The following is a 22892-nucleotide window of genomic DNA, read 5'->3' as shown; positions in this document are numbered from 1 at the left end:
GAGGAAAGACTGAAAGGAGAAAATGTTGTCTAGGGATGGCAGCAGCTGAAGGAGATCAACCCACCGATCCCTCGAGTTTCAGGGCGAGGAGTTTGTCGGCTTCCGCCGCGAACTCCATCGGCAGCTGGTTGAACACATCACGACAGAAGCCGCTCACCATCATCGACACCGCCTCTTCAAAACCGATCCCACGGCTCTGGAGGTAGAAAAGCTGGTCTTCCGAGATGCGGCAGGTGCTGGCCTCATGCTCAATCGCAGCGTCAGGTTGCTGCGATCGGATGTAGGGATAGGTGTTGGCGGCGGCCTGGTCGCCGATCAGCATCGAGTCGCACTGGCTGTAATTCTTGGCTCCCACAGCCTTGGGACCCACCTGCACAAGACCGCGATAACTGTTGGAGGAGCGCCCGGCACTGATGCCTTTGCTGACAATCGTGGAGCGGGTGCGGGGCCCAACATGAATCATCTTGGTGCCAGTGTCGGCCTGCTGACAGTTGTTGGTCAGGGCGACGGAATAAAACTCGCCCACTGAATCAGCACCCTGAAGCACACAACTGGGGTATTTCCAGGTGATCGCTGAGCCTGTTTCCACCTGGGTCCAGCTGATCTTGCTGCGCGCACCACGGCACTGGCCGCGCTTGGTGACGAAGTTATAGATCCCACCTTTGCCATTCTCATCACCGGCATACCAGTTCTGCACGGTGGAATACTTGATCGCAGCATCCTCCAATGTGACCAGCTCCACAACCGCGGCGTGCAGCTGATTGGTGTCAAACATCGGCGCCGTGCAGCCCTCGAGATAGCTCACCGAAGCCCCCTCTTCAGCCACGATCAAGGTGCGCTCGAACTGGCCGGTGTCGCCGGAATTGATGCGGAAATAGGTGGAGAGCTCCATTGGGCACTCCACCCCCTTGGGTATGAACACGAACGAGCCATCGCTGAACACTGCTGAGTTCAGGGCCGCGAAGTAGTTGTCGTTGCTGGGCACCACCGTGCCGAGGTACTGCTCGATCAGTTCGGGGAATTCCTTCACCGCCTCGCTGATCGAGCAGAAGATCACACCATGCTCGGCCAGCTTCTCGCGGTAGGTGGTGGCGATCGAGACACTGTCGAACACCGCATCGACGGCCACATTCGAAAGCCGTTTCTGCTCGATCAAGGGGATGCCAAGCTTGTCGAAGGTTTCGAGAAGCTTGGGATCCACCTCCTCCAGGCTGGCCTTTTTCTCCTGCTGCCGTGGTGCCGCGTAATAGATGATGTCCTGGTAGTCGATCGGCGAGAAACCCAGGGCTGCCCAGTCGGGAGAAGCCATCTCCAGCCACTGCCGGTAGGCGCGCAGACGAAACTGCAGCAGAAAGTCTGGCTCCTGTTTTTTGGCCGAAATCAGGCGCACCACATCTTCACTGAGCCCCTTGGGGATCTTGTCGGTCTCGATATCGGTGACGAAGCCGTACTTGTACGGCTGCGAAACCAGATCCCCAACGGTGGCGGTGCTGCTCATGGATGGATGCGGCGGACGGGAGTTCAGTAGTGATCAGCCGGTGGTATGACTGCGAATCTCTTCCATGCTGATCGTCTGGCTGTCGCCGCGGAAGGGGTTGTCCTCGGTGAGGAACAGCATGCAGTGGCACTCCTTGCGCTCGCGCATCGGCACGCAGGGGCAGTTCCAGAAAGCCTGGGAGACCTCCGCCTGCTTGTCCTCGTAGTGACGGCAAGGGCAGAGCGCACCGCCCAGATCATCCTTGTGGCGGGCCAGACCCTCCAGCACCACGGCCGTCACCCCCGGATCGCTGCAGAAATAGGTCCCCGTGCGCTGGGCATAGGTTTCCGCGAACTTGCGGATCACCTCAAGGCTCTCAGCGGAGGGGGCGGCAGCGGCGTCGGACATGAAGCAGGAGGTAGAGGGCACCCAGCCCAGGACGGATCACTCGGATACGAAACCATCTGGTTTCGTATCTGCCCGAGCCTAGGGCAGGGGTCCGAGCCTTGGGGTGAAGGTTCATTGTGACCCCACGACTGCCGCGGCGCGCCCCCCATCCACCTGTCGTGCGTGGCATGGTGTGATGATCAGTGGCGAGCCATGACCGCCCCAGCCCCGGTATCCAACCAGGCCAGCACCCGCGAGGCGGCGCTCACGCTGTTGCTGCGCCATGGCCATGCCACTGCCGCGACCCTGGCCCAGAAGCTGGCGGTCTCCGTTCAGGTGATGCGCCGCCATCTGCGCAGCCTGGAGGAGGAAGGCCTGGTCGTTTCCAGTCCCTCGCAGGATGGCCCTGGCCGTCCCTGCAATCACTGGAGCCTCACCGCCAGCGGCCATAACCAGTTCCCGAACGGCAGTGAGCAGTTCACCCTCAGCCTGCTGAGCTCGATGGCCAGCAGCCTGCCGCCCGACACCATCAAAGATCTGCTCAACCGCCAGGCGATCGACAAGGCCGGCGATTACCAGCTCCAGATCGGTGTTGGCAGCCTGCCGCAGCGCCTGGATCGCCTGGTGGAACTGAGGCGGCGTGAGGGCTACGTGGCCGAGTGCGTGGCGGACGACGACAGCTGGGTCTTCAGCGAATACCACTGTTCGGTGATGCGGATCGCCGAACAGTTCCCCTGCGTCTGTGATCAGGAGTTGCAGATGATCCGTCACACCTTTCCCGATTGCAGCGTCGAGCGGGTGCACTGGCGCCTGGCGGAGGGTCATTCCTGTGGCTTTCGCCTCACCCCCAGGCCTGATCCGATCGATGTGGCGGCCGCCTCAGCCAATCCCTGAGCCGTGAGCCCAACGGATCCCGCGCCCCGCGGCCCGCTCCTGATCGAGGAGCTCGAGGCGATCGAAACCACCCTGCTGCCGGCGCTCGACCGCCATCACCTCCGCCTGCTGGCCCACGGCCTGCGGACGTTCCAGTCCATTGCCGGCGCGCAGCACGGTCCCCTGCCGAGACCCGAACAGGTGCAGCTCTGGGTCTGGAGTCAGCCGCTGCTTGCCGCCGATGCTGACTTCGCCGAAGCGTTCCTGGACCAGTTGGGGCAACTGGGGCAGCAATTGGAGGACCTGGCCCGCCAGAGAGCCTGCACGCCGCTGGCGCTGACCCTGGAGGATCTGATCCGCTGGAGCTGCGAGCAGGCCACGGCTCGCCTGTCGACAGATGCGCCGCAGACTGACCCGCCGCAGACAGATGCGCGACCGCCTGCGGGCTGAGCGCCTTGCCATCATCGCTGCAGCAACCCGAGGTCCCGTGAGCGGATCGATCAGCGACGCCATCAGCTTCTTCCGCCTCAGCTGCGGCCGCTGGCGGTCACAGCGCAGCAGCCACCACCTGCTCCATCGCCGCGCCGAAGCGGGCGGCTCCTACATCGAGGTGGTGGAACTCTCCGCCACTGACCCCCTGCTGGTGGCGGTGGCGACCCTGCACGGCCAGGATCCGAACGGGCTGGCGGGCGGCTGTCGGGTGCGCTGGAGCGGGTCGATGGCCTGGGACAAGGCCGGGGAAGCCCATGAGGGCGAGAGTGTCTTCGGGCTGATTCCGACCGACGAGAAGGGCAGGACCGGCCTGCTGCTGCGCGATCGTGGCTATGCCGAAACGGCCCCGGTGGCCGGGCATTTCCAGATGGACGATCGCGACGGACTGCTGCTCAGCACGGACTACGAAACCATGAGCAGCCTGGAGCGGTTCAGCTTCGCGGGGCCCGATGTGCGGCTGCGCACCAGCACCGTCGAGGGACTCTCCAACACCGCGTCCTTCTGCGTGGAGACCCGGGTGCTTGAGGCGACCGCCGGGCCCACCCCAGCTGAAGCGCCGGAGGACGGACGCCTGCTCTCTCCACTGGGCTGGTGAAGTCTGGGCTGGTGAAGTCTGGGCTGGTGAACCCGGTGTCGAACGTTACGGACTGTGAGCCCTGCCAGGGGGCGATGAGTCGTGACGGGGCCGCACTTCTACGATCCCCGAGACGGATGCCTGAGCACGAGTGGCCCTTCCTCTCCTGAAGTACGCACCCACGACGCAGAACTCCCGCGTGGATGCCCTCCGGGTGGGTTCAGACGAGGATCCCAAGGCCGTGTCCATGGACAAGGCCATGGATCGCGAAGACCAGAACTTCGTGATTGAGGCCGCCTATCGGCAGATCTTCTTCCACGCTTTCAAGGTGGACCGCGACCGCACCCTTGAGTGCCAGTTGCGCGAAGGCCAGATCACGGTGCGTGATTTCATCCGCTCCCTGTGCCTGTCGGACACCTTCACCCGCAGCTTTTACAACCTCAACAGCAACTACCGCGTGGCTCGCCACCTGGTGGAAAAGCTGCTGGGTCGCCAGACCTACGGCAAATCCGAGGAAATCGCCTGGTCGGCCGTGCTGATGACCCGTGGGGTCCGGGGGATGGTGGATGACATCCTCGACAGCCAGGAATACCTGGACAACTTCGGCTACGACACGGTTCCTTACCACCGCAACCGCGTGGTTGGTTCGCGCAGCGTCGGCGAAACCCCCTTCAACATCACCTCACCCCGCTACGAGGCCTACCACCGCGGCATTCTGGGCTTCCCCCAGATCGTCTACACCGGTACCGTCAAGGCCTACCCCGAGCGTGCCCGCCAACGCCGTGGCGGTTTCCCCGAGGATTACCTCCCCTGGGTGCGGACGCTGCCTGCCATGCGCACCCGTGGCGCCGCCGCCGGCAACACCGGCATGGATTATCTCTCCAAGGTCCCCTATCGCAGCATCGGTCGCTGAGGTTTCACAGCTTCAGCGCCACTGGGTCATCCGGATCAGAAGGCGGTGCTTCGGCACCGCTTTTTTGTTGGTCCTGCCCCTGGTCAGTGGATCCTGACCCCTCAGGGCCAGTCCGGCAAATCGCGGAGAAAGTGCTTCAAACTGTTTCTCAAACGTACCCGGATGCTGTGAGCCAGTCTCTGACCACTTTGGCGCGACTGACCCTGAGACAGCTCCGTCAGGTGGCCAGCGATCTGGGGGTCAGCCTCTACAGCCGTAAATCAAAGGAGGAGCTGCTCAACGCGATCAGCTCGCGCCATGAAGAGGGCAGCCTGTCCTTGCAGGCGATTGAAGCCGAGATGAAACCGGCTCCACAGCCGGATGCAGAGACCCGCGTGGTCTTCCTGCCGCGTGATCCCCAATGGGCCTACGTGTTCTGGGAGATCTCGGAAGCCGACCTGGCTCACGCCCTTCAGGCCGGTGCCAGCCAGCTCTGTCTGCGGGTCGCGGATGTGACCGGCCTGGCTGGAGGCTCAGCCCATTCCCACACCCTGCAGGAAGTGGTGGTCGACAGCCATGCCACCGAGTGGTACCTACCGGTGCCGCTCAGTGATCGTGATTACCGGGTGGAGCTCGGGTACCGCAAAGGCAGCTCCGGCGGATGGATCTCTCTGGCCTTCTCCTCGGTGGCCCGGGTTCCCGCCTTGCATCCGAGCGAGCAGATCCTCGATCAGTTCGTTCCCTTCACCCTCGAAGCAGCTCCCACTTCGCTGCCGACACCCGTGGAGAGCAGCGATTCCGGCCTGCACGAGAGGCTTTATCAGACGGCTACAGCTCGTTGGCGCAAACTGGGCCGTGGCTCCGAAGCCTTCCATGAGCTCCAGGAGAGCGGCAGCGAACACCAGGGACAGCACGCCTCAGGCGCGGGCATCTGGGCCAGCGGACGCCAGTCCTCCGGCGCAGGCGGGGTAGCCCCCCGGCAGCGTTCGTTCTGGCTGGTCGCAGATGCTGAGCTGATCGTCTATGGCGCCACCGATCCAGCCGCCCGCCTCACCATCGGCGGCGAGGAAGTACCCCTCTCCGCCGATGGCACCTTCCGGGTGCAGGTGCCCTTCCGCGACGGCCAGCAGGTCTATCCGATCGAGGCCGTGGCCGCAGATGGGGAGCAGAAACGCAACATCACCCTCGACTTCCGCCGGTTGACCCCGGAAGACAACAGCAATCCGTCCCATCAGGCCGCCCCCGAGTGGTTCTGACACCCGCCGTGTCCCCCCGATGACCTCCTCTTCGTCCCGCCGCGGCCTGCGCATTTTCGTGGCCATCACGCCCGTGCTGGGTGCGGTCAGCTTCGCCTTGCTGATTCCCCTGCTGATCGTGCACGTGAGCCTTCAGGCAGCGGTTGGAGCCGCTGTGGCCATTGGCTGCCTCTGGTTCGCTCTGATGCTGCGCACCTCCGAAATGCCCGGGCACTGAGTCCCAAGCAGCACAGCAACCCTGCTGTTGACCGACCCGGGGAACGCTGAAGCCAGCGTCTTCCCTGTGCATGGCCCACCTGGTCCCACCGCCCTCCGTCCACCCTCAACCCAGGTGCGCCGGCCATCAGGTGAGGTCCCTTCTGTTGGTTGGGGGCCTGGGCCTGCTGCTGGCAAGCTGCAGCTCCAACGCCCGCCTGCAGGGCCAGCCTCCGCCCCGCCTGCCCCTGCCAGCTGGCATCGATGTGGGCTTCAACCACCGCACCGCCGGCCATTACCGCAGCCCCATCGACGGTCGCTGGCGACAGGGCGACGACCTCGAAGCGATGTTGCTGAGCACCATCGAGGAGGCCCACAGCGAGATCGCCGTGGCCGTCCAGGAGCTGTCCCTGCCGAAGGTGGCCGCGGCCCTGGCCCGCCAACACCAGAGGGGCGTGCGGGTCAGGCTGGTGCTGGAGAACACCTACAGCACCCCCTGGAGCGAGCAGCATCCTGTCGATCTGGTCCACCATCTGCGCCATCGGCAGGCCCAGCTGAAGGCGCTGGGATGGGGCGATGCCCTGCTGATCCTGCGGCGTGCCGGAGTCCCGATGCTGGACGACACCGCCGACGGCAGCGCCGGCAGCGGCCTGATGCACCACAAATTCCTGGTGGTCGATGGCCGGGTGGTGATGACCGGCTCGGCCAACTTCACCCCATCCGGCATCCACGGCGACCCGGACGATCGACGCACCCGCGGCAACGTCAACCATCTGCTGCGCTTCGAGAGCAGGGAGCTGGCGGCCGTGTTCCTGGCGGAATTCGAACGTCTGTGGGGGGACGGCCCCGGCGGCCAGGCCGACAGCCGATTCGGGATCGGCAAGGGGGGCGGTGCCCCACAGCGGGTGATCGTGCAGGGCACACCGGTGCAGGTGCTGTTTGCGCCCCATCGCCGCAGCGATCCCGACAACGGCCTGATCTGGCTGGGCCAGCTTCTCGCCCAGGCCCAGCGGCGCATCGATCTGGCCCTGTTCGTGTTTTCGGCCCAGAACCTCACGAACGTGCTGGCGCAGCAGCATCAGAACGGTGTGGCCATGCGGGTGCTGGCCGACCCCGGCTTCGCCAATCGCTCCTTCAGCGAGGTGCTCGATCTGCTGGGGGTGGCCCTGCCGGATCGGCGCTGCAAGATCGAGGCTGGCAATCGTCAGTGGGCGGAACCGCTGGCAGGCGTAGGCATCCCCCAGCTGGCCGGGGGCGACAAACTGCACCACAAGATCGCCGTGATCGATGGGAAACGGGTGATCAGCGGCAGCTTCAACTGGAGTCCATCCGCCGCTCACCAGAACGACGAAACCCTGCTGGTGATCGACTCGCCTGTCCTGGCCCGCCACTTCACCCAGGAGATCGATCGCCTCTGGAGCGGCGCCGAGCTGGGAATCACGGCCGGGCTGGAGCGACGGATCGAGCGGCTGCGGCGCACGTGCGGTCAAGGGCACGCGACTACGATCCCAGCAGACCGCGAAGAGCCGGAGCCGTAGTGGAGCAGCCAGCGACCTCCAACAGAAGCGCCACTGATCCCAACCCGTCAGCCACCATTGATGCGATCAATCTGATGCTGCGGGATCTCCACACCCGGCATGATGAGATCCGCCATAGAGCCGCCTTCCGCGGGTGTACCAAGGAACTGCTGGCCCTGCAGCAGGAGTTGGTCGACTATCTGCTGGCGCGAAAGACCGGTCTTAGCGGCGGCACCACGCACAAACCCCACGACGGTCTCAATTACAACTCCTTCACCTGAACCGCCCCCGTCCCCGTCCCCAGCCATCGACGGGGTGAGACGCGAGCCGGCGCGGGTTCTGATCGTGGGGGGCGGGCCCACCGGTGCCGCCCTCGCCCTTCTGCTGAGCCAGCAGGGCATCCCGCTCACCCTGATCGAAACCAGCCGGAATCTGGATCGGGTCTTCCGCGGCGAAGCCCTGATGCCCAGCGGTCTGGCCGCCCTTGAACAGATCGGCGGTGCCGACCTGCTGGACGGACTGCCCCAGCGGCCCCTGGCCGGCTGGCGTTTCGTGCTGGACGGCCGGGAGTTGTTTCGGGCCGCGGAACCCCTGGCCCCTGGCCCTGCCTGCACCCTGGTGAGCCAACCGGCCCTGCTGGAGCGCCTGTTGGAGCGGGCGGCGGGCTATCCAGGCTGTCAGGTTCTGCGAGGCACCGCTGCCACTGGGCTGGTGGAGCAGAACGGCCGTATCGCGGGGATCCGGCTGGCGGACGGCCAGGAGCTGCGGGCCGATCTGGTCCTGGCCTGCGATGGGCGCAGCTCATTGCTGCGACGCCTGGCCGGCCTGGAGCTGCAGGAGCAGAGCAGCCCCCTCGATCTGCTCTGGTTCCGGCTGCCAGTGGCCTCCACGACCTCTGCCGCTCCGCCACTGCCCCAGGGAGACTGGTTCACCACCGTGGTAGGCCCCGCCGGGATCTTCAGCCTGTTCAACGGGGCCACCGGCGTGGCGCAACTGGCCTGGGTTCGTCCCCGTCGCGCCGTGGCGACAGGCCCGGTTCAGACGACGCCAACGCCAGCGGAGAGCCCCTGGCCGGAGTGCTGGGCCCGCCAGAGCCCGCCGGAGCTGGCGGCCTGGATGCGCAACGGCAGTGTGCACGCGACGGCACCGGTGCCCCTGGCCGTCCGCGTGGGCCTGGCTCCCCGCTGGCATCGGCCTGGCCTGCTGATGCTGGGCGATGCCGCCCATCCGATGAGTCCGGTGCGGGCTCAGGGGATCAACATGGCCTTGCGCGATGCTCTGGCTGCCGCGAACCATCTGATTCCGCTTCTGGCGGAGGGTGCCCAGCCAGCGGCTTCCCAGCTTGATGCCGCCCTGGCCGCGATCGCAGCCGAACGTCTGCCGGAGATCCGGACCCTGCAGACCCTGCAACGCCAGGAGGCCGAACGGGGGATGCTGCTGCAGGGCCAGCCCTGGCTGAGGGCGTTGCTGCTGGCGGGGGCTCCGTGGCTGGCTCCGGCTCTGCGCCATCACTGGATCGACCAGCAACGACCACTGCGGCAGGGAGTGACCACCCTGAACCTGCTGGAGAGCCCGCGCCTGCTGGAATCGTGAGGGCCCGTCATGATGCAACAGCCTGTCCGAGCGGAGTGATGGCTGACAGCCCTGCCCCCAACTCTGGCCCTTCCAGTGCCAGGCCAGTGGAGCCGCAGCTGGATCTGCCCTGGGAAGCAACCACCCGCACCAGAGCACCACAGCCTGGGCAGTCTGCGATCCAGCGATCAGGGATTGGGCTGAGGTTGCTGCAGCTGAGTCCCTTGCTGCTCTGCCTGCCGTTGCCTGCGGCCCTGGGGAAAGATCTGCCCCCTTACCCCAGCAACGCCGAGTTCCGTCAACTGCAGCTGGCCGCCCAGGACTGTGGCCGTGAGAACAACGATGCCACCTGCACCCCGGCGCGGGACCAGGCCGACCGCCTGATCGATCACCCGCGCCTTTCGGCCTCCTGCAAAGACGTGCTCTGGGAGATTCGGGAGGGCTCCGAGGTCACGGCGCTCAACAGCTACGTCAGACGAGAAGCGCTCAACAGGGCGGCAGGCGACCTGATGGTGATCTGCCGCGCCCAGGCCAAACCGACTCCGACCAGCGGCAAACCTTCGTCACCGTTTCAGCAGTGAACCGTTCGTGAACCGAGTTCAGCGCCGAAACGGTTCAAGGGGCAGAGGGCACTGGAGCCTCTGCCGCATCCAGCAGAGCGCGGGATGTGCTCTCCATGAAGGGCACCGACCAGGGCGTCACCACGATGGCCCGGTCAGCCAGCTCGCAGGCTCCGCCCTGACGACCAGCGGCCGAGCAGCTGGCGCTGAGTTTGAGCAGGGCGTTGGTGAGCTTGCCCCGCAGGCAGCTTTCAGCGCCGGCATGGCTGAGCACAGCTTCTGCTGCCTTGCGGGTCTGCTGGATCGCAGCGGGATAGGAATCGACCGGGCCGAGCCCCATGGGTGCCGCCTGGCCAGGACGGGCCAGGGGCACGAGAATGGCCGCCAGCACCAGGGCCAGACCAGCAGGGCGGGACGAGGGAAGCAGCACGGGCGAGCTGGGGCAAAAGGAGCGGAGGCAGAGTGCGACCCGGCCATGAAAAAACGCTAGCGACGGTTGCGGGAGCCAGCCCGTTCTGGGGCCAGGCGTAGCTTGGGTCTGTTGCGGCTTACGTGATGACCAGCGGCGTGCGTCAAGTGGTGCTCGAGCGGCCCTTCGACGACCAGAAGCCCGGCACCTCCGGCCTGCGCAAGAGCAGCCGCCAGTTCGAGACACCGCACTACCTCGAAAGTTTCCTCGAGGCGATCCTGCGGGTGCTGCCGGGCGTCGATGGCGGCACCCTGGTGGTGGGCGGCGACGGCCGCTACGGCAACCGCCAGGCCATCCAGGTGATCGTCCGCATGGCAGCGGCCCACGGCGTGGGGCGGCTGATCACCACAACCGGCGGCATCCTCTCCACGCCAGCCGCCTCCCATCTAATCCGCCGCCATCAGGCCATCGGCGGCATCATCCTCTCGGCCAGCCACAACCCCGGCGGTCCGGAGGGGGATTTCGGGGTGAAGGTGAACGGCGCCAACGGCGGGCCGGCGCCGGAGTCGGTCACCGATGCGATCTATGCCTGCACCCTCGGGCTCGATGGCTACCGGATCCAGGACGCCGATCCGATCCCCCTCGACCAGCCGGGTCGCCACAGGGTCGGCAGCCTCGAGGTGGAGGTGATCGACGGGGTCGAAGACTACGTGGCGCTGATGCAGGGCCTGTTCGACTTCGATCGAATCGGAGCCCTGCTGCGCGGCAATTTCCCGATGGCGTTCGATGCCATGCACGCCGTGACCGGCCCTTACGCCAGCCGTCTGTTCGAGGGGCTGCTGGGGGCCCCGGCCGGAACGGTGCGGAACGGCATCCCGCTTGAGGATTTCGGCGGCGGCCACCCCGATCCGAACCTCACCTATGCCCACGAGCTGGCCGCCCTGCTCCTGGACGGCGATGCCTACCGCTTCGGGGCCGCCTGCGACGGCGACGGCGACCGCAACATGATCCTGGGGGCCGGTTGCTTCGTGAACCCGAGCGACAGCCTGGCCGTGCTCACCGCCAACGCCACACTGGCGCCGGGCTACGCCGACGGGCTCAGCGGCGTGGCCCGCTCCATGCCCACCAGTGCCGCGGCGGATGTGGTGGCCAGGGAGCTGGGTATCGCCTGCTTCGAAACGCCCACGGGATGGAAGTTCTTCGGCAACCTGCTGGATGCCGGCCGCATCACCCTCTGCGGGGAGGAGAGCTTCGGCACCGGCAGCAACCACATCCGCGAGAAGGATGGCCTCTGGGCGGTGCTGTTCTGGCTGCAGATCCTGGCCTGCCGCCAGTGTTCCGTGGCCGAAGTGATGACGGAGCACTGGGCCCGCTTCGGGCGCCATTACTACTCCCGCCACGACTATGAAGCGATCGCCTCCAGCGCCGCCGCAGAGCTCTACAGCCGGGTGAAAACCATGCTGCCCAGCCTGAAGGGTGAGCGCTTCGCGGGTCGGGCGATCGCCACCTGCGACGACTTCTCCTACACCGATCCTGTCGATGGTTCCACCAGTGCGGGGCAGGGTCTGCGCATCCTGCTGGACGACGGCAGCCGCGTGGTGCTGCGCCTCTCCGGCACAGGAACCCAGGGCGCCACGCTGCGGGTGTACCTGGAGAGCTACGTGCATCCCGGCGGTGCCCTCACCCTGGATCCCCAGAAGGCGCTGGGCGATCTGATCCAGGCCACCGACCAGCTGGCCGAGATCCGCCGGCGCACCGGCATGGCACGGCCCACCGTGATCACCTGATCATGGTCATCTGATCGGTGCTCACCTGATCCGTGATCTCCCGCTCACTCTGACCAGGCTCGTCCCTGCTCCTAGCCTCAGTAGTAATGGTCCAATTGCTCGGCATGACCTCACCCACTGTTCCCCCGTCTGCCGCGGCAGTTCGCCCGTCTGCCGCCACAAGCCGCCTGTCTCCCTCAGGCGAACGCTCCCGATGGCCACGCGTCCGAGTGATGGGGCTGGCCGTGCTGCTGATGGGGATCGGCCAGGCCGCACCTGCCGGAGCTGTTGATGGTAATCAGGTGAAGGCACTCTGCATGGCGGGCTTCAACGCCGCCATGGCCGCCGCCGGCAAGACACCACCCGCTGGCATGGGGGAGTTCACCTGCACCTGCTTCCTGGAGCAGGTTGAAGCCGGCAGCAACATCGACCAGGCCCGCACCACCTGCAGGGACAAGGCCGCGACAAGGTATCCGGTGAAATGAACGGCGCCAGCCCATGAGGCCCTCCTGGCCTCCGCCAGGGATGCAGCCGCTCCACCAGGGGAGGCCGGAGTGGTGGAAGGCCGATCTGGTGGCAGGCATCACCGTGGCGGCCTACCTGATTCCTCAGTGCATGGCCTACGCCGAGCTGGCGGGACTGCCCCCGATCAGCGGGCTTTGGGCCATCCTGCCGCCGCTGCTGCTCTATGCACTCCTGGGCTCCTCGCCCCAGCTGTCGGTGGGGCCGGAATCCACCACGGCCGTGATGACCGCCGCCGCCATCGGTCCGCTCGCTGCTGGCGATCCAGGCCACTACGCCGAGCTGGCCTCTCTGCTGGCCCTGGTGGTGGGTGGGCTCTGCTGCCTGGGAGCCTGGGGCCGGCTCGGATTCCTGGCCGATCTGCTCTCCAAGCCGATCCTGGTGGGCTACATGGCCGGGGTGGCGGTGATCATGATCACCAGTCAGCTGGGCAGGATCTGCGGGCTCACCCTGGCGGCCGATTCGATCGGTGGGCAGATCCAGGAGCTTGTGCAACGGCACGTGGAGGTGCACGGGCCCACCCTGGCGCTGGCGGCGGCGGTGCTGACCTTCCTGGTGGTGCTGCAACGGCGCTGGCCCAGCCTGCCGGCTCCCCTGTTGGCGGTGCTTCTGGCCACGGCGGTGGTGGCGGCTCTCCAGTTGGACCGTCAGGGCGTGGCGGTGATCGGCCCGATTCCGGCGGGGCTGCCCCAGTTGAGCCTGCCCCTGGGGGAGACGCTCCCCACACTCAGGTCCCTGCTGCCCACCGCGGCAGGCATCGCCCTGGTGGGCTACTCCGACAACGTGCTCACTGCTCGGGCCTTCGCAGCTCGCAACGGCTACCGGATCGATGCCAACCGGGAACTGTTGGCCCTGGGGGCTGTGAACCTGGGCAACGGGCTGCTGCAGGGCTTCCCGGTGAGCAGCAGCGGCAGCCGCACCGCCATCGGCGACACCGCCGGCAGCCGCAGCCAGGTGTTTTCCCTGGTGGCCTTCCTGGTGGTGATCCTGGTGCTGCTGGCCCTGCGGCCGGTGCTGGCGCTGTTCCCCAAGGCGGCCCTGGGGTCCATCGTGATCTACGCGGCGCTGCGGCTGATTGATCTGGGCGAATTTCGGCGGCTGCGCAGCTTTCGCAGCAGCGAATGGCAGCTGGCTCTGGCCACCCTGGCGGGGGTGCTGCTCACCGACCTGCTCACAGGTGTGGCCGTGGCGGTGGCGCTGTCGGTGATCGATCTGTTCAGCCGGCTGGTGCGGCCCAACGATGCGGTGCTGGGGGAGGTGCCCCAGCTGGCGGGTCTGCACGACATCCACGACTGGGCGGGAGCACGGACACTGCCCGGACTGGTGATCTACCGCTACGACGCGCCCCTCTGCTTCGCCAATGCCGACCATTTCCGCCGCAGAGCCCTGGCCGCGATCGAGGCCGAAACCACACCGGTGGCCTGGTTCGTGGTCAATGCCGAAGCGATCGTGGAGATCGACATCTCAGCGGCAGACATGCTGATCGAGCTGATCCAGGAACTCCGCCATCGGCAGATCGTGCTGGGCCTGGCGCGGGTGAAACAGGATCTTTACGGCCAGTTGGTGCGGGCGGGCTTGCTGGACGCGATCGGTGCCGATCACATCTTCCCCACCCTGAGCAGCGCCCAGCAGGAATTTCTGCGCTCCAGACCGCCCGCCTGCGCCTCGGTCGGAGTCAGAGATGACGTCCAGACATCCGGCACTGAACCAGCCGGTAGCAGCCGTCATGAGTGACCAACGAGCGAGCCACCAGCTGGCCGGAGAGTGAGCCCCGTGCCACCAGCACCTGGCTTCAGCCGCCAGGGCCATCGCCCACTCACCCCCCGAGATCTGAGTCCGGATCGTCCTTGGCCACCAGAGCCAGCTGTCGCATCGTTTCACCCCAGCTGCCGCAGGCGCCGGCCACGCTGACCACCACCGCCAACTTCACCAACGGGATCGGGGTGAGCAGGCTGCCAGGGGTGCGCATGGCGCGGTGGGCCAGCAGCGCCAGAACAGTGGCCGCCGAGGCCATCAGAGTGCCGGCCAGGGCGATGCGGCGGCGATCAACGCGCCGCTGACGGCCGCGGCGGTAGCCAGGAGGAGGGGGGAGAGGCATGGCACAGAGGCAGCGAACCTGGGAAAGAGCCGCTCAGGGCGACGGTTGAGGCGGAACCGGGGGCTGCACGGCGGGTACGGGATCGTCGGCCAGAGGATCGGAGGTGTCGGCGCTGGCGGGAAACCAGTCGCGCTCGAGGTTCTTCATCAGGACATAGAACGAGGGCACCACGAACAGGCTGAGCACAGTGGCCACCAGCAGGCCACCAAAGATCACCGATCCCAGGGAGCGTTGACTCAGAGCACCGGCTCCATCGGCGATCACCAGGGGGAAAAAGCCCGCCAGAGCCGCCATGGCCGTCATCAGGATCGGGCGAAGGCGGGATCGAGCCGCGCCGCTGGCCGCCGCCGGGATCGATTCGCCCCGCTCGAGGCGCTGGTTGGCCAGATCAACGATCAGGATGCCGTTCTTGGCAGCGAGGCCGATCAGGGTGACCAGCCCAACCTGGGCATAGACGTTGTTCACCTGCCCGCGCATCACCAGGAAGGCCAGGGCCCCCAGCATCGCCAGTGGCACGGTCATCAGGATGATCAGCGGATCGATGTAGCTGCCGTACTGGGCGGAGAGCACCAGATAGACCACCACAATGCCAAGGGCGAAGACCAGGATCGCCAGAGAACCGGCCTGCACCTCGGAGCGGGACAAGGCTGACCAATCCATACCGATGTTGCTGAAATCAAGCTGGCTGAATGCCTGCGACAGGCTGTCGATCGCCTGACCACTGCTCTTGCCGATCGCCTCGGCCCCTTGGATCAGCACGGTTCGATACAGGTTGAAGTGACTGACAATCGGCGGAGCGCTGTCCAGCCGGGCCTGAATCACATTGGAGAGAGGGATCTGCTGACCCTTGCCGTTGGTCACATAGAGATTGGCCAGATCCTCCACCACACTCCTGCTCTCTCCTTCGGCCTGCACATACACCTGCCGGTATTGGCCATCTTCATAGGTGGGATTGACGAAGCGGCCTCCCGCCAGGGCCCCCAGAGTGGCCATGGCATCGCCATAGTTGATATCGAGCGAGGCCATCCGATCGCGATCCACATCCAACCGCCAGACCGGTGCATCACTGACGAACTGAGTATAGATATTGAAGAAATCCCCCGTGGCCCGCGCCTTGACGATCAGCTGATCAGACAGCTTGGAGAGATCGGTGGGCGTATAGCCACCATTACTGAGGTCGTTGAACTGAAACGAGAATCCCCCCTGGGCGCTGAACCCAGGCACCGCGGCGGGAGACTGGGAGAGAACCACGGCGCCGGGAATCTCACGGAACTTCTGGTTGAAGCGACGGATGATCGCCTGCGCCGACTGCTGCGGAGAGGTGCGTTCCTCAATCGGCTTGAGACCGAAGAAGAAGATGGCCTGGTTAAAGGCTCCACCATTGAATCCGGTTCCACCAATCAACTCACCAGAGACAACTTCCGGTTCTTCGGCGATGATTTTTCTGGCCTTATCAGCAACTTCCATGGTGGCTTCGATCGAAGCCTGCGGCGGAAGCTGGATGATGCCGAGCCCGTAGCCCTGGTCTTCCGTCGGCACAAAACCGGTGGGAACGGCCGTGAAGGCAATGCCCGTGAGCACCACGCCACCGAGCAGAACAGCAACCACCAGACGCCGCAGGCGGATCACCTGGTCAAGCAACCGGGCATAGCCGGCAGCCAGGCGCTCAAAGAAGGCGTTGAAAGCCTTGAAGATCGGCTGCAGGAAGGTGCCGATCAAGGCACCCAGCAATCCGAAGAGCAGCATTGTGACCCAGCCATTCACCATGTAGCCGTAAAGGCCACCGATGGCGGCTCCAATCAGGGTCCACTTCAATCCTGTGGGATTGGTCTTGCCGCCTCCCAGCAGCAACGCCGACTGCAATGGCTTGCCAGTGATCGCATTGAAGGTGGACACCAGGATCGAAAACACGATCGTGAGGGCAAACTGGCGGTAGATCACGCCAGTCGCCCCAGGAAAGAAGGTGACCGGAATGAACACAGCCAGCAGCACCAGGGCGGTGGCCAGGATGGCTCCGGTGAGTTCCGTCATCGCATTCGATGCCGCCTTGAACGGCGGGTCGCCCGCCTCGATACGGGCCGAGACTGCTTCCACCACCACGATGGCGTCGTCCACCACCAGGCCGGTGGCGAGAATGATCCCCAGCAGGGTGAGTTCGTTGATCGAGAATCCGAACGCCTTGACGAAGACAAGGGCGCCGAGCAGGGCGATCGGCAGGGCCAGGGCAGGCACGGCCGTGGCCTTCCAGTCCTGAAGGAAAAGGAAGATGATCAACAGCACCAGCACAACGGCGTCGCGCAGGGCATCCAGCGCCGCTTCGATGGAGCCATTGATGAAGTCAGTCTGATCAAAGACCTTTTCAAGCCGCACACCTGGAGGCAGGGTACTTTCAAACTGCTTCAGAACAGTATCCACCGATTTGGCGGTTGAGATCGCATTGCTACCGGGCAGCTGAATCACGCCAAACCCAACACAGGGATAACCGGTCTTGGCGTTGATCGCTGACTGATAGAAGTTCTGAAACGCATATTCGGCACGGCCCACATCAGACAGGCGAATCAGGCCGCCATCCGATCCCTCAGCTGTCTGGCTCCCGCCCGGGCCTTTGGCCAGGATGAGATTCTCAAACTCCTGGACCGTTTCCAGGTTGCCGTTGACCAGCAACGGGTAGGTGAGGCGATTGGCCGGAACCGAAGGGGGGCCGCCGATGCTGCCGGCGATCACCACCTGGTTCTGTGAGCTGAGGGCATCAATCACATCATTGATGCTGAGATTGAAGCGAGCCAGCTTGAGGGGATCGACCCAGAGGCGAAAGGCAGGATCGCTGGCTCCAAAGACATTGACCTGGCCCACCCCGTCGGCACGGCTGAGGGGGTAGAGGAGGTTGAGCTGAAACAGACCGTTGAGATAGTTGCGGTCGAACTGGCCTTTGGTGGAGGTGAGGTTATAGACCAGCAGGTAACTGGACGCCGTCTGCTGCACCGTGATGCCCTGGGCATTGACCTGCTCAGGCAGCTGGGCCGTGGCCGTCTGCACCCGGTTGAGCACATTGACCTGATCAATATCGGCGTTTGTGTTCGGCTTGAAATAGACATTGATCTGGCTCACCCCCTGGCCGGTGCTGTTGGAGGTGATGTAATCCATCCCCGGCGCCCCGTTGATCTGCTCCTCCAGAGGTCCGGTCACGGCACTTTCCACCGTGAGGGCATCGGCACCCGGCAGGTTGGCTGTCACCGCAATGGTGGGCGGCGCGATGTTGGGCAGGTTCTCAATCGGCAGCAGCGGCAGGCTGATGATGCCAGCCATCAGAATCAGGATGCTGCACACGGTGCTGAGCACCGGGCGGCGGATAAAGGTGTCCGAGAGGCTCATGGACGTGCGGACCCCGCTGTAGTCGTGCGCACCACCGAGCCGGAACGCAGCTGGGCCAGGTTGCCGAGGATGAAACGATCACTGCTCTGCAATCCCTCCAGCAACGCAAAGCGTCCCTGCTGCAGAGTGCCCACCCGCACCGGCACCTGCACAGCCACCAGAGCGCCCGATGGGGGCTGGCTCGCCAGGGGACGGCCAAGTCGACGGCTGGCCTCGGCCGCCGGCAGTGCCAGGAACACAAACGTCTTGCCTGCCTGCAGCAGAACCGCACGTTCTGGAATCGAGAGCAGGGGCTCCTGGGCAAACACCAGCGTGGCGCTCACCCGCTGCCCGTTGCGCAGCAGGCCATCGCGGTTGTCGAACGTGGCCTTGGTCAGCAGGGTCTGGCTGGTCTTGTCCACCGAGGGGGCCACGAAGGTGAGAGAGCCCCGGGCCAGCTGCCCCTGTTGATCCGGTAGTTGCAGGATCACAGGCAGTCCTCGGCGCACCCGCCAGGCCTGGGAGGCCGGCACATCAAGACGCACCCAGAGAACGGAGTTATCGATCACCGTGGTCACCACGGTGCCGGCCCGCACGAAGTCACCCAGCTTGAAGGCGATGCTGCCGACCTGGCCGGCGATCGGTGCGACGACATCCTTGTAGGCCAGGGTGGCCTGCTGGCCGATCAGCTTGTCCCGGCTTGTGAGGGCCTGGGTGACGTAATAGTCACGCTGCAGGGTGGAGACAGCTCCCTGCTCGTTCAGGAAGATGAAGCGCTGGGCGTTCACCAGGTCCCTGCGGGCCTCCGAGGCCGCCGCATCCACCTCGGCTCGCTGCTGCACCTGATCCAGGCGGAAGAGGGGCTGGCCCTGGCTGACGCTCTGCCCCTCCCGCATCGGCATCGCCACGATCCGCCCATCAATCTCAGCCGCCAGCTTCAGATCCCGGATCGCCTCAAGGGTGCTCTGATAAGTGGCCTGATCGTTGAACGTGCGTGGTGTGGGCTGCTCGATCTGAACAAGGGGCGCCTGCGGTGGCGGTGGCTTCGGTGGGCTGCACGCCTGCAGGGGCAACGCCAGGACCACCAGCCCGGCTCCGAACCTGAGGGCAACGAGCGACTTCACAGAATCCGGGAGGCTGGGCGGAGGATAGGTGGGATCAGGTCCGATCACCATCTGCGCCGCAGACCCTGGCGATTCTGATGGTAAATCGGATCGGGATTGGCGGCCTGCAACTGCCGCATCGCTTCGATCGCCAGCCCGCTCAGGGCTCCGGCTGCCGCCAGCAGGCGCCGCAGCCAGACCAGATCGCCTGGGTCGATCGAGGTGGGGGAATGCTGCACGATCGATTCCATGAACAACCCCACGGCCCAGCCGATCACCATGCCGATCAGCAGGGCCACCACCACCCGCTTGCCCTGAAAGGAAGGGCGCTTGGCCGGCGCTGCGGCAGGCCTGCGATCGTTGTCAGGAGGAGAAGAGGACGCCATGGCCTGGGGATCAAGCGCCATCGGAACCGGGAAGGGTGGGCGCGGGTTGCGATGGGGTGGAGCCACCAGCCAGCAGCGTCTTCACCACCACATAAAATACGGGAACCACGAGCAGCGACAGCACCGTGGCCACCAGCAATCCACCGAACACCACCGTGCCGAGAGACGCCTGACTGCGGGCCCCGGCGCCACTGGCGAGCACCAGGGGCAGGAAGCCGAACAGCGATGAAATGGCGGTCATGATGATCGGCCGCAGACGCGACTGGGCCGCGTCGCGGGCGGCATCGAGGGCCGTGGCCCCCTCGGCCATGCGCTGATTGGCGAGATCGACGATCAGGATGCCGTTCTTGGCCGCCAGGCCGATCAACATCACCAGGCCGACCTGGGCATAGATGTTGAGCACTTCGCCGCGCAGGGCGAGGAAGGTGAGGGCACCCAGCATGGCGGTGGGCACCGTCATCAGGATGATCAGGGGATCGGTATAGCTCTCGTATTGGGCAGCAAGAACCATGTAGACCACCAGGATTCCCAGGGCAAAGATCACAACCGCCAGGGATCCGGCCTTCACCTCCTCACGGGAGATGCCGGTCCAGTCGAAATTCAGGCCCTGCAACGACTGCGCCTCGAACAACTGACGCATACCATTGATCGCCTGGCCTGAACTCTTGCCGGCAGCCGGGCTGCCCTCAATTTTGATCGAACGGTAGAGATTGAAGTGGGGAATCACACTGGGTCCCTGGGTGGACCTCACCGTGAAAAACTCCGACAGGGGAATCTGGTCGCCTGAAGCATTGCGCACATAGAGAGCCTTGAGCTTCTCCGGCGTGGCACGGTTATCTTCGTCGGCCTGCACGAAGACGCGCCGCACCTTGCCCTCCTGGAAGGTGTCGTTGACGTAGCTGCCACCGAAGTTGACACTGAACGATCGCATCGCATCGCCGAAGTCGACTCCCAGGGATGCCAGGCGATCCCGGTCCACATCAATGGCCAGCTGGGGAGCTTCCGGGGAGAACAGGGTGAAGACCCGCTGAAAGAGATCGCTGCCATTGGCCTCGCGGATCAAGGTGCCCGCCGCCTGGAAGAAGCTCTGGAGGTTAAGGGCGCCGCCGCTGCGGTCCAGAAGCTGGAATTCAAAGCCTCCAGAGGTGCCATACCCCGGAATCGCCGGTGGTTCGACCACAAACACCCGTGCCTCCTGAATCTGGGAGGCCATCTTCTGGTTGAGCCGTCCCACAATCGCACCCATCTCCTGCTCGCGGGTCTGGCGGTCATCCCAGTTCCGCGTGCCGAAGAAAAACAGACCCTTGTTCGGGGCATTGCCATCCAGACTGGCGCCACTGAACACAGAGGCGGCCGTGATGTCCTTCTCGGTTCGCAGGATCTCGGCCACCTTCCGGTTGATCCGATCCGTGACCTGCAGGGAGCCCCCATCGGGGGCCTGCACAAAGCCGATGGCATAGCCCTGGTCCTCGATCGGAACAAACCCTCCCGGGATGGCGCTGAAGGCCACACCGGTGAGGGTGATGCCCCCTGCCAGCACAGCCATCACCAGAATGCGCCGATTCAGAGCCCAGCCCAGCAGGCCCTTGTAGCGGTCTTCGAAGCCGGCATAAAGACCGTTGAAACGGCGAAAGATCACCGGGGTGAACCAACCGGTGGCCAGGCCCGCCGCCGCGAAGATCAACACCGTCAACGGGGTCTCCACCCCGCCGAAGACCAGGCCCACCGCCGCGGCCCCCACCGTGAAGGGCAACCGCAGGGGCAGACCTGTGAGAAGTTTGGCCACATAGCCAACGAACAGTCCCACCACCACAGCCGAGAGCACGGGCAAGACACCACTGCCTCCAGCCATCAGGCCATAGATGAATCCGATCGAGCCGCCGGCGATCGCATAGGTGCGCCGTCCCGGAGGCTCAGAATCCTGAGCGAGCAGGAGCGCCGAGAGCATCGGCGAAAAGGTGAGGGCATTGAAGGTGGAGATCGCCACCGAAAAGATGATCGTGGCGGCAAATTGCTTATAGATCGTACCGGTGGCTCCTGGGAAGAACAGCACCGGCAGAAACACCGCAAACAACACCAGAGAGGTGGCGATCACCGCGCTGAACAACTCATCCATCGTGGCCATGGCCGCCCTGGCCGCCGTCAGGCCCGAAGCCTTTTTGGTGGAGGTGTCTTCAATCACGGTGATGGCGTCATCCACCACCAGACCCGTGGCGAGCACCAGACCGAAGAGAGTGAGCTGATTCAGCGAGAAGCCGAAGGCATTCACCAGGGCAAACGTACCGATCAAGGCCACAGGGATGGCGATACCCGGCACCAGGGTGGCTTTCCAGTCCTGCAGGAACAGAAACAGGATCAGCACCACCAGAACCACGGCATCGCGGAGGGAATCAACAACCCCCTGAATCGAGGCATTGATGAACTCAGTGTTGTCGTAGATCTGCTCCATCTTCAGGCCCACAGGCATCACGGCCTGAAACTCGTCCAGTACAGCCTTCACACCCTCGGATGTCTTGAGGGCGTTGCTGCCACTCAGCTGGTAGACAGCCAGGCCCACGGAAGGAACGCCGCGGATATCGGTGGCCTGCAGGGCATAGTTCTCGCCGCCCAGACTGGCGCGACCCACGTCGCGCAGCCGCACGATTCCACCCTCAGGGGTGGTCTTGACGATCAGGGCCGAAAAATCTTCAACGCTGAGTAAGCGGCCCTGCAGCTGCACAGTGAACGTGAACTCCTGTCCCTTGGGCGCCGGTTCGCCGCCCACACTTCCGGAGGGCACCAGGCGGTTCTGACTGCTGAGGGCCGCGACCACGTCATTGGAGGTGAGGCTAAACGCGGTGAGCTTGGCGGGATCGAGCCAGAGGCGGAAGGCGAGTTTACGTTCGCCGAAATAGGTGAGATCTCCGACCCCAGGCACCCGCTTGATTGAATCGGTGAGATTCTGATCCAGCAGCCCGCTGATTGTCTCGACACTGTAGGTGATTTTGGCAGGATCTTCACTGACGAAGTTATAGACCAACAAAATGGAGTTGGAAGCCTTGTTTACCACCACTCCCGCCTGGCGCACCTCCTCGGGCAAGGAGGGATTGGCGAGAGAAACCCGGTTTTGAACGTTGACCTGATTGATATCGCCATCGGTGCCACTGGCAAACGACACCGTGATCTGGCTGCGACCATCGGCAGAGCTGTTGGAACTGATAAAGTCCATGTTCTCCACACCATTGATCTGCTGCTCCAGCACCGTGGTGACGCCCTGCTCCACCGTGATCGCATCGGCACCCGTATAACTCGCGTTCACGTTCACCGTGGGTGGTGCAATGTCAGGCAGGTTTTCGACCGGCAGCAACGGGATCGAGATCAATCCCGCAATCACGATCAGCAGGCTGCAGACCGTGGTGAGCACGGGGCGAACGATAAAACCGTTGGAAGGCGACACGGTGAACTCGAATCCGAAGACGACAC

Annotated in this window: 21 protein-coding genes; 13 read left to right on the top strand and 8 right to left on the bottom strand. The window is 64.7% G+C overall.

All coding sequences use genetic code 11. The annotated features are described in order from the left end of the window. Nucleotides 1-55 precede the first annotated feature (55 nt). Both sufB and H8F26_RS08060 read right to left on the bottom strand, forming a co-directional pair. A complete protein-coding gene (sufB, locus tag H8F26_RS08065; RefSeq protein WP_197158681.1) occupies nucleotides 56-1498 on the bottom strand; it encodes a Fe-S cluster assembly protein SufB in 1443 nt (480 codons plus the stop codon). A 33-nt stretch (nucleotides 1499-1531) separates the two neighbouring features. Beyond that, on the bottom strand, nucleotides 1532-1885 hold the full coding sequence (locus tag H8F26_RS08060) for a ferredoxin-thioredoxin reductase catalytic domain-containing protein (protein WP_197158680.1): 354 nt from the start codon (nucleotides 1883-1885) through the stop codon (nucleotides 1532-1534). A gap of 192 nt (nucleotides 1886-2077) precedes the next feature. On the opposite strand from H8F26_RS08060, the gene sufR reads away from it, so the two are divergent. From sufR to H8F26_RS08010, 10 genes are all read left to right on the top strand, one after another. Then, entirely contained in the window at nucleotides 2078-2758 is a 681-nt protein-coding gene (sufR, locus tag H8F26_RS08055) for an iron-sulfur cluster biosynthesis transcriptional regulator SufR (protein ID WP_197158679.1), read from the top strand. A 3-nt stretch (nucleotides 2759-2761) separates the two neighbouring features. Next, complete coding sequence (locus tag H8F26_RS08050) at nucleotides 2762-3187, top strand: hypothetical protein (RefSeq protein WP_231598203.1); 426 nt, start codon at nucleotides 2762-2764, stop codon at nucleotides 3185-3187. 37 nt (nucleotides 3188-3224) lie between these two features. Next, complete coding sequence (locus H8F26_RS08045; protein ID WP_197159071.1) at nucleotides 3225-3824, top strand: phycobiliprotein lyase; 600 nt, start codon at nucleotides 3225-3227, stop codon at nucleotides 3822-3824. 130 nt (nucleotides 3825-3954) lie between these two features. After that, entirely contained in the window at nucleotides 3955-4716 is a 762-nt protein-coding gene (locus tag H8F26_RS08040; RefSeq protein ID WP_197158678.1) for a phycobilisome rod-core linker polypeptide, read from the top strand. Between the two features lie 167 nt (nucleotides 4717-4883). Further along, a complete protein-coding gene (locus H8F26_RS08035) occupies nucleotides 4884-5951 on the top strand; it encodes a DUF4912 domain-containing protein (RefSeq protein WP_197158677.1) in 1068 nt (355 codons plus the stop codon). Nucleotides 5952-5970: 19 nt separating this feature from the next. Further along, nucleotides 5971-6168, top strand: a complete 198-nt coding sequence (locus H8F26_RS08030) for a hypothetical protein (protein ID WP_197158676.1) — start codon at nucleotides 5971-5973, stop codon at nucleotides 6166-6168. 130 nt (nucleotides 6169-6298) lie between these two features. Further along, the gene (locus H8F26_RS08025; RefSeq protein ID WP_370594680.1) at nucleotides 6299-7684 is read left to right on the top strand and encodes a phosphatidylserine/phosphatidylglycerophosphate/cardiolipin synthase family protein; all 1386 of its coding nucleotides are present in this window, start codon (nucleotides 6299-6301) and stop codon (nucleotides 7682-7684) included. Continuing rightward, on the top strand, nucleotides 7684-7944 hold the full coding sequence (locus H8F26_RS08020; RefSeq protein WP_322758286.1) for a hypothetical protein: 261 nt from the start codon (nucleotides 7684-7686) through the stop codon (nucleotides 7942-7944). The genes H8F26_RS08025 and H8F26_RS08020 overlap by 1 nt, the downstream gene beginning before the upstream one ends. A 34-nt stretch (nucleotides 7945-7978) precedes the next feature. After that, nucleotides 7979-9256, top strand: a complete 1278-nt coding sequence (locus tag H8F26_RS08015; protein ID WP_197158674.1) for an FAD-dependent monooxygenase — start codon at nucleotides 7979-7981, stop codon at nucleotides 9254-9256. A 185-nt stretch (nucleotides 9257-9441) separates the two neighbouring features. Next, nucleotides 9442-9816 (top strand): hypothetical protein, encoded by a 375-nt coding sequence (locus tag H8F26_RS08010; protein WP_197158673.1) that lies wholly within the window; start codon nucleotides 9442-9444, stop codon nucleotides 9814-9816. Nucleotides 9817-9850: 34 nt separating this feature from the next. Here H8F26_RS08010 and H8F26_RS08005 read toward each other — a convergent pair whose 3' ends face one another. After that, entirely contained in the window at nucleotides 9851-10225 is a 375-nt protein-coding gene (locus H8F26_RS08005; protein ID WP_197158672.1) for a hypothetical protein, read from the bottom strand. Nucleotides 10226-10350: 125 nt separating this feature from the next. On the opposite strand from H8F26_RS08005, the gene H8F26_RS08000 reads away from it, so the two are divergent. From H8F26_RS08000 to H8F26_RS07990, 3 genes are all read left to right on the top strand, one after another. After that, the gene (locus H8F26_RS08000; RefSeq protein ID WP_197158671.1) at nucleotides 10351-11991 is read left to right on the top strand and encodes an alpha-D-glucose phosphate-specific phosphoglucomutase; all 1641 of its coding nucleotides are present in this window, start codon (nucleotides 10351-10353) and stop codon (nucleotides 11989-11991) included. Between the two features lie 212 nt (nucleotides 11992-12203). Beyond that, a complete protein-coding gene (locus tag H8F26_RS07995) occupies nucleotides 12204-12455 on the top strand; it encodes a hypothetical protein (RefSeq protein ID WP_197158670.1) in 252 nt (83 codons plus the stop codon). Nucleotides 12456-12495: 40 nt separating this feature from the next. Then, complete coding sequence (locus H8F26_RS07990; RefSeq protein WP_231605548.1) at nucleotides 12496-14226, top strand: SulP family inorganic anion transporter; 1731 nt, start codon at nucleotides 12496-12498, stop codon at nucleotides 14224-14226. 82 nt (nucleotides 14227-14308) lie between these two features. Here the strand turns inward: H8F26_RS07990 and H8F26_RS07985 are convergent, their stop codons facing one another. From H8F26_RS07985 to H8F26_RS07965, 5 genes are read right to left on the bottom strand one after another with little or no spacing between them, the layout of a single operon-like run. Then, entirely contained in the window at nucleotides 14309-14590 is a 282-nt protein-coding gene (locus H8F26_RS07985; RefSeq protein WP_197158668.1) for a hypothetical protein, read from the bottom strand. A 33-nt stretch (nucleotides 14591-14623) separates the two neighbouring features. Then, nucleotides 14624-17962, bottom strand: coding sequence for an efflux RND transporter permease subunit (locus H8F26_RS07980; RefSeq protein WP_197158667.1), 3339 nt, complete (start codon nucleotides 17960-17962; stop codon nucleotides 14624-14626). Next, nucleotides 17959-19065 (bottom strand): efflux RND transporter periplasmic adaptor subunit, encoded by a 1107-nt coding sequence (locus H8F26_RS07975; protein WP_197158666.1) that lies wholly within the window; start codon nucleotides 19063-19065, stop codon nucleotides 17959-17961. The genes H8F26_RS07980 and H8F26_RS07975 overlap by 4 nt, the downstream gene beginning before the upstream one ends. A 44-nt stretch (nucleotides 19066-19109) precedes the next feature. Beyond that, nucleotides 19110-19430, bottom strand: a complete 321-nt coding sequence (locus H8F26_RS07970) for a hypothetical protein (protein ID WP_197158665.1) — start codon at nucleotides 19428-19430, stop codon at nucleotides 19110-19112. A 10-nt stretch (nucleotides 19431-19440) separates the two neighbouring features. Continuing rightward, nucleotides 19441-22866, bottom strand: a complete 3426-nt coding sequence (locus H8F26_RS07965; RefSeq protein ID WP_197158664.1) for an efflux RND transporter permease subunit — start codon at nucleotides 22864-22866, stop codon at nucleotides 19441-19443. Between the last annotated feature and the right edge of the window lie 26 nt (nucleotides 22867-22892).

Origin of the sequence: Synechococcus sp. CBW1006 (assembly GCF_015840525.1) — a bacterium.
Classification (GTDB): domain Bacteria; phylum Cyanobacteriota; class Cyanobacteriia; order PCC-6307; family Cyanobiaceae; genus CBW1002.
This window is presented reverse-complemented; position numbering and strand designations above follow the sequence as displayed.

Excerpts from the sequence above, each read along its gene's own strand:
- sufB (WP_197158681.1), bottom strand. The coding sequence starts at position 1,498 with ATGAGCAGCACCGCCACCGTTGGGGATCTGGTTTCGCAGCCGTACAAG.
- H8F26_RS08060 (WP_197158680.1), bottom strand. The coding sequence starts at position 1,885 with ATGTCCGACGCCGCTGCCGCCCCCTCCGCTGAGAGCCTTGAGGTGATC.
- sufR (WP_197158679.1), top strand. The coding sequence starts at position 2,078 with ATGACCGCCCCAGCCCCGGTATCCAACCAGGCCAGCACCCGCGAGGCG.
- H8F26_RS08030 (WP_197158676.1), top strand. The coding sequence starts at position 5,971 with ATGACCTCCTCTTCGTCCCGCCGCGGCCTGCGCATTTTCGTGGCCATC.
- H8F26_RS08000 (WP_197158671.1), top strand. The coding sequence starts at position 10,351 with ATGACCAGCGGCGTGCGTCAAGTGGTGCTCGAGCGGCCCTTCGACGAC.
- H8F26_RS07995 (WP_197158670.1), top strand. The coding sequence starts at position 12,204 with ATGGGGCTGGCCGTGCTGCTGATGGGGATCGGCCAGGCCGCACCTGCC.
- H8F26_RS07990 (WP_231605548.1), top strand. The coding sequence starts at position 12,496 with ATGCAGCCGCTCCACCAGGGGAGGCCGGAGTGGTGGAAGGCCGATCTG.
- H8F26_RS07985 (WP_197158668.1), bottom strand. The coding sequence starts at position 14,590 with ATGCCTCTCCCCCCTCCTCCTGGCTACCGCCGCGGCCGTCAGCGGCGC.
- H8F26_RS07980 (WP_197158667.1), bottom strand. The coding sequence starts at position 17,962 with ATGAGCCTCTCGGACACCTTTATCCGCCGCCCGGTGCTCAGCACCGTG.
- H8F26_RS07970 (WP_197158665.1), bottom strand. The coding sequence starts at position 19,430 with ATGGCGTCCTCTTCTCCTCCTGACAACGATCGCAGGCCTGCCGCAGCG.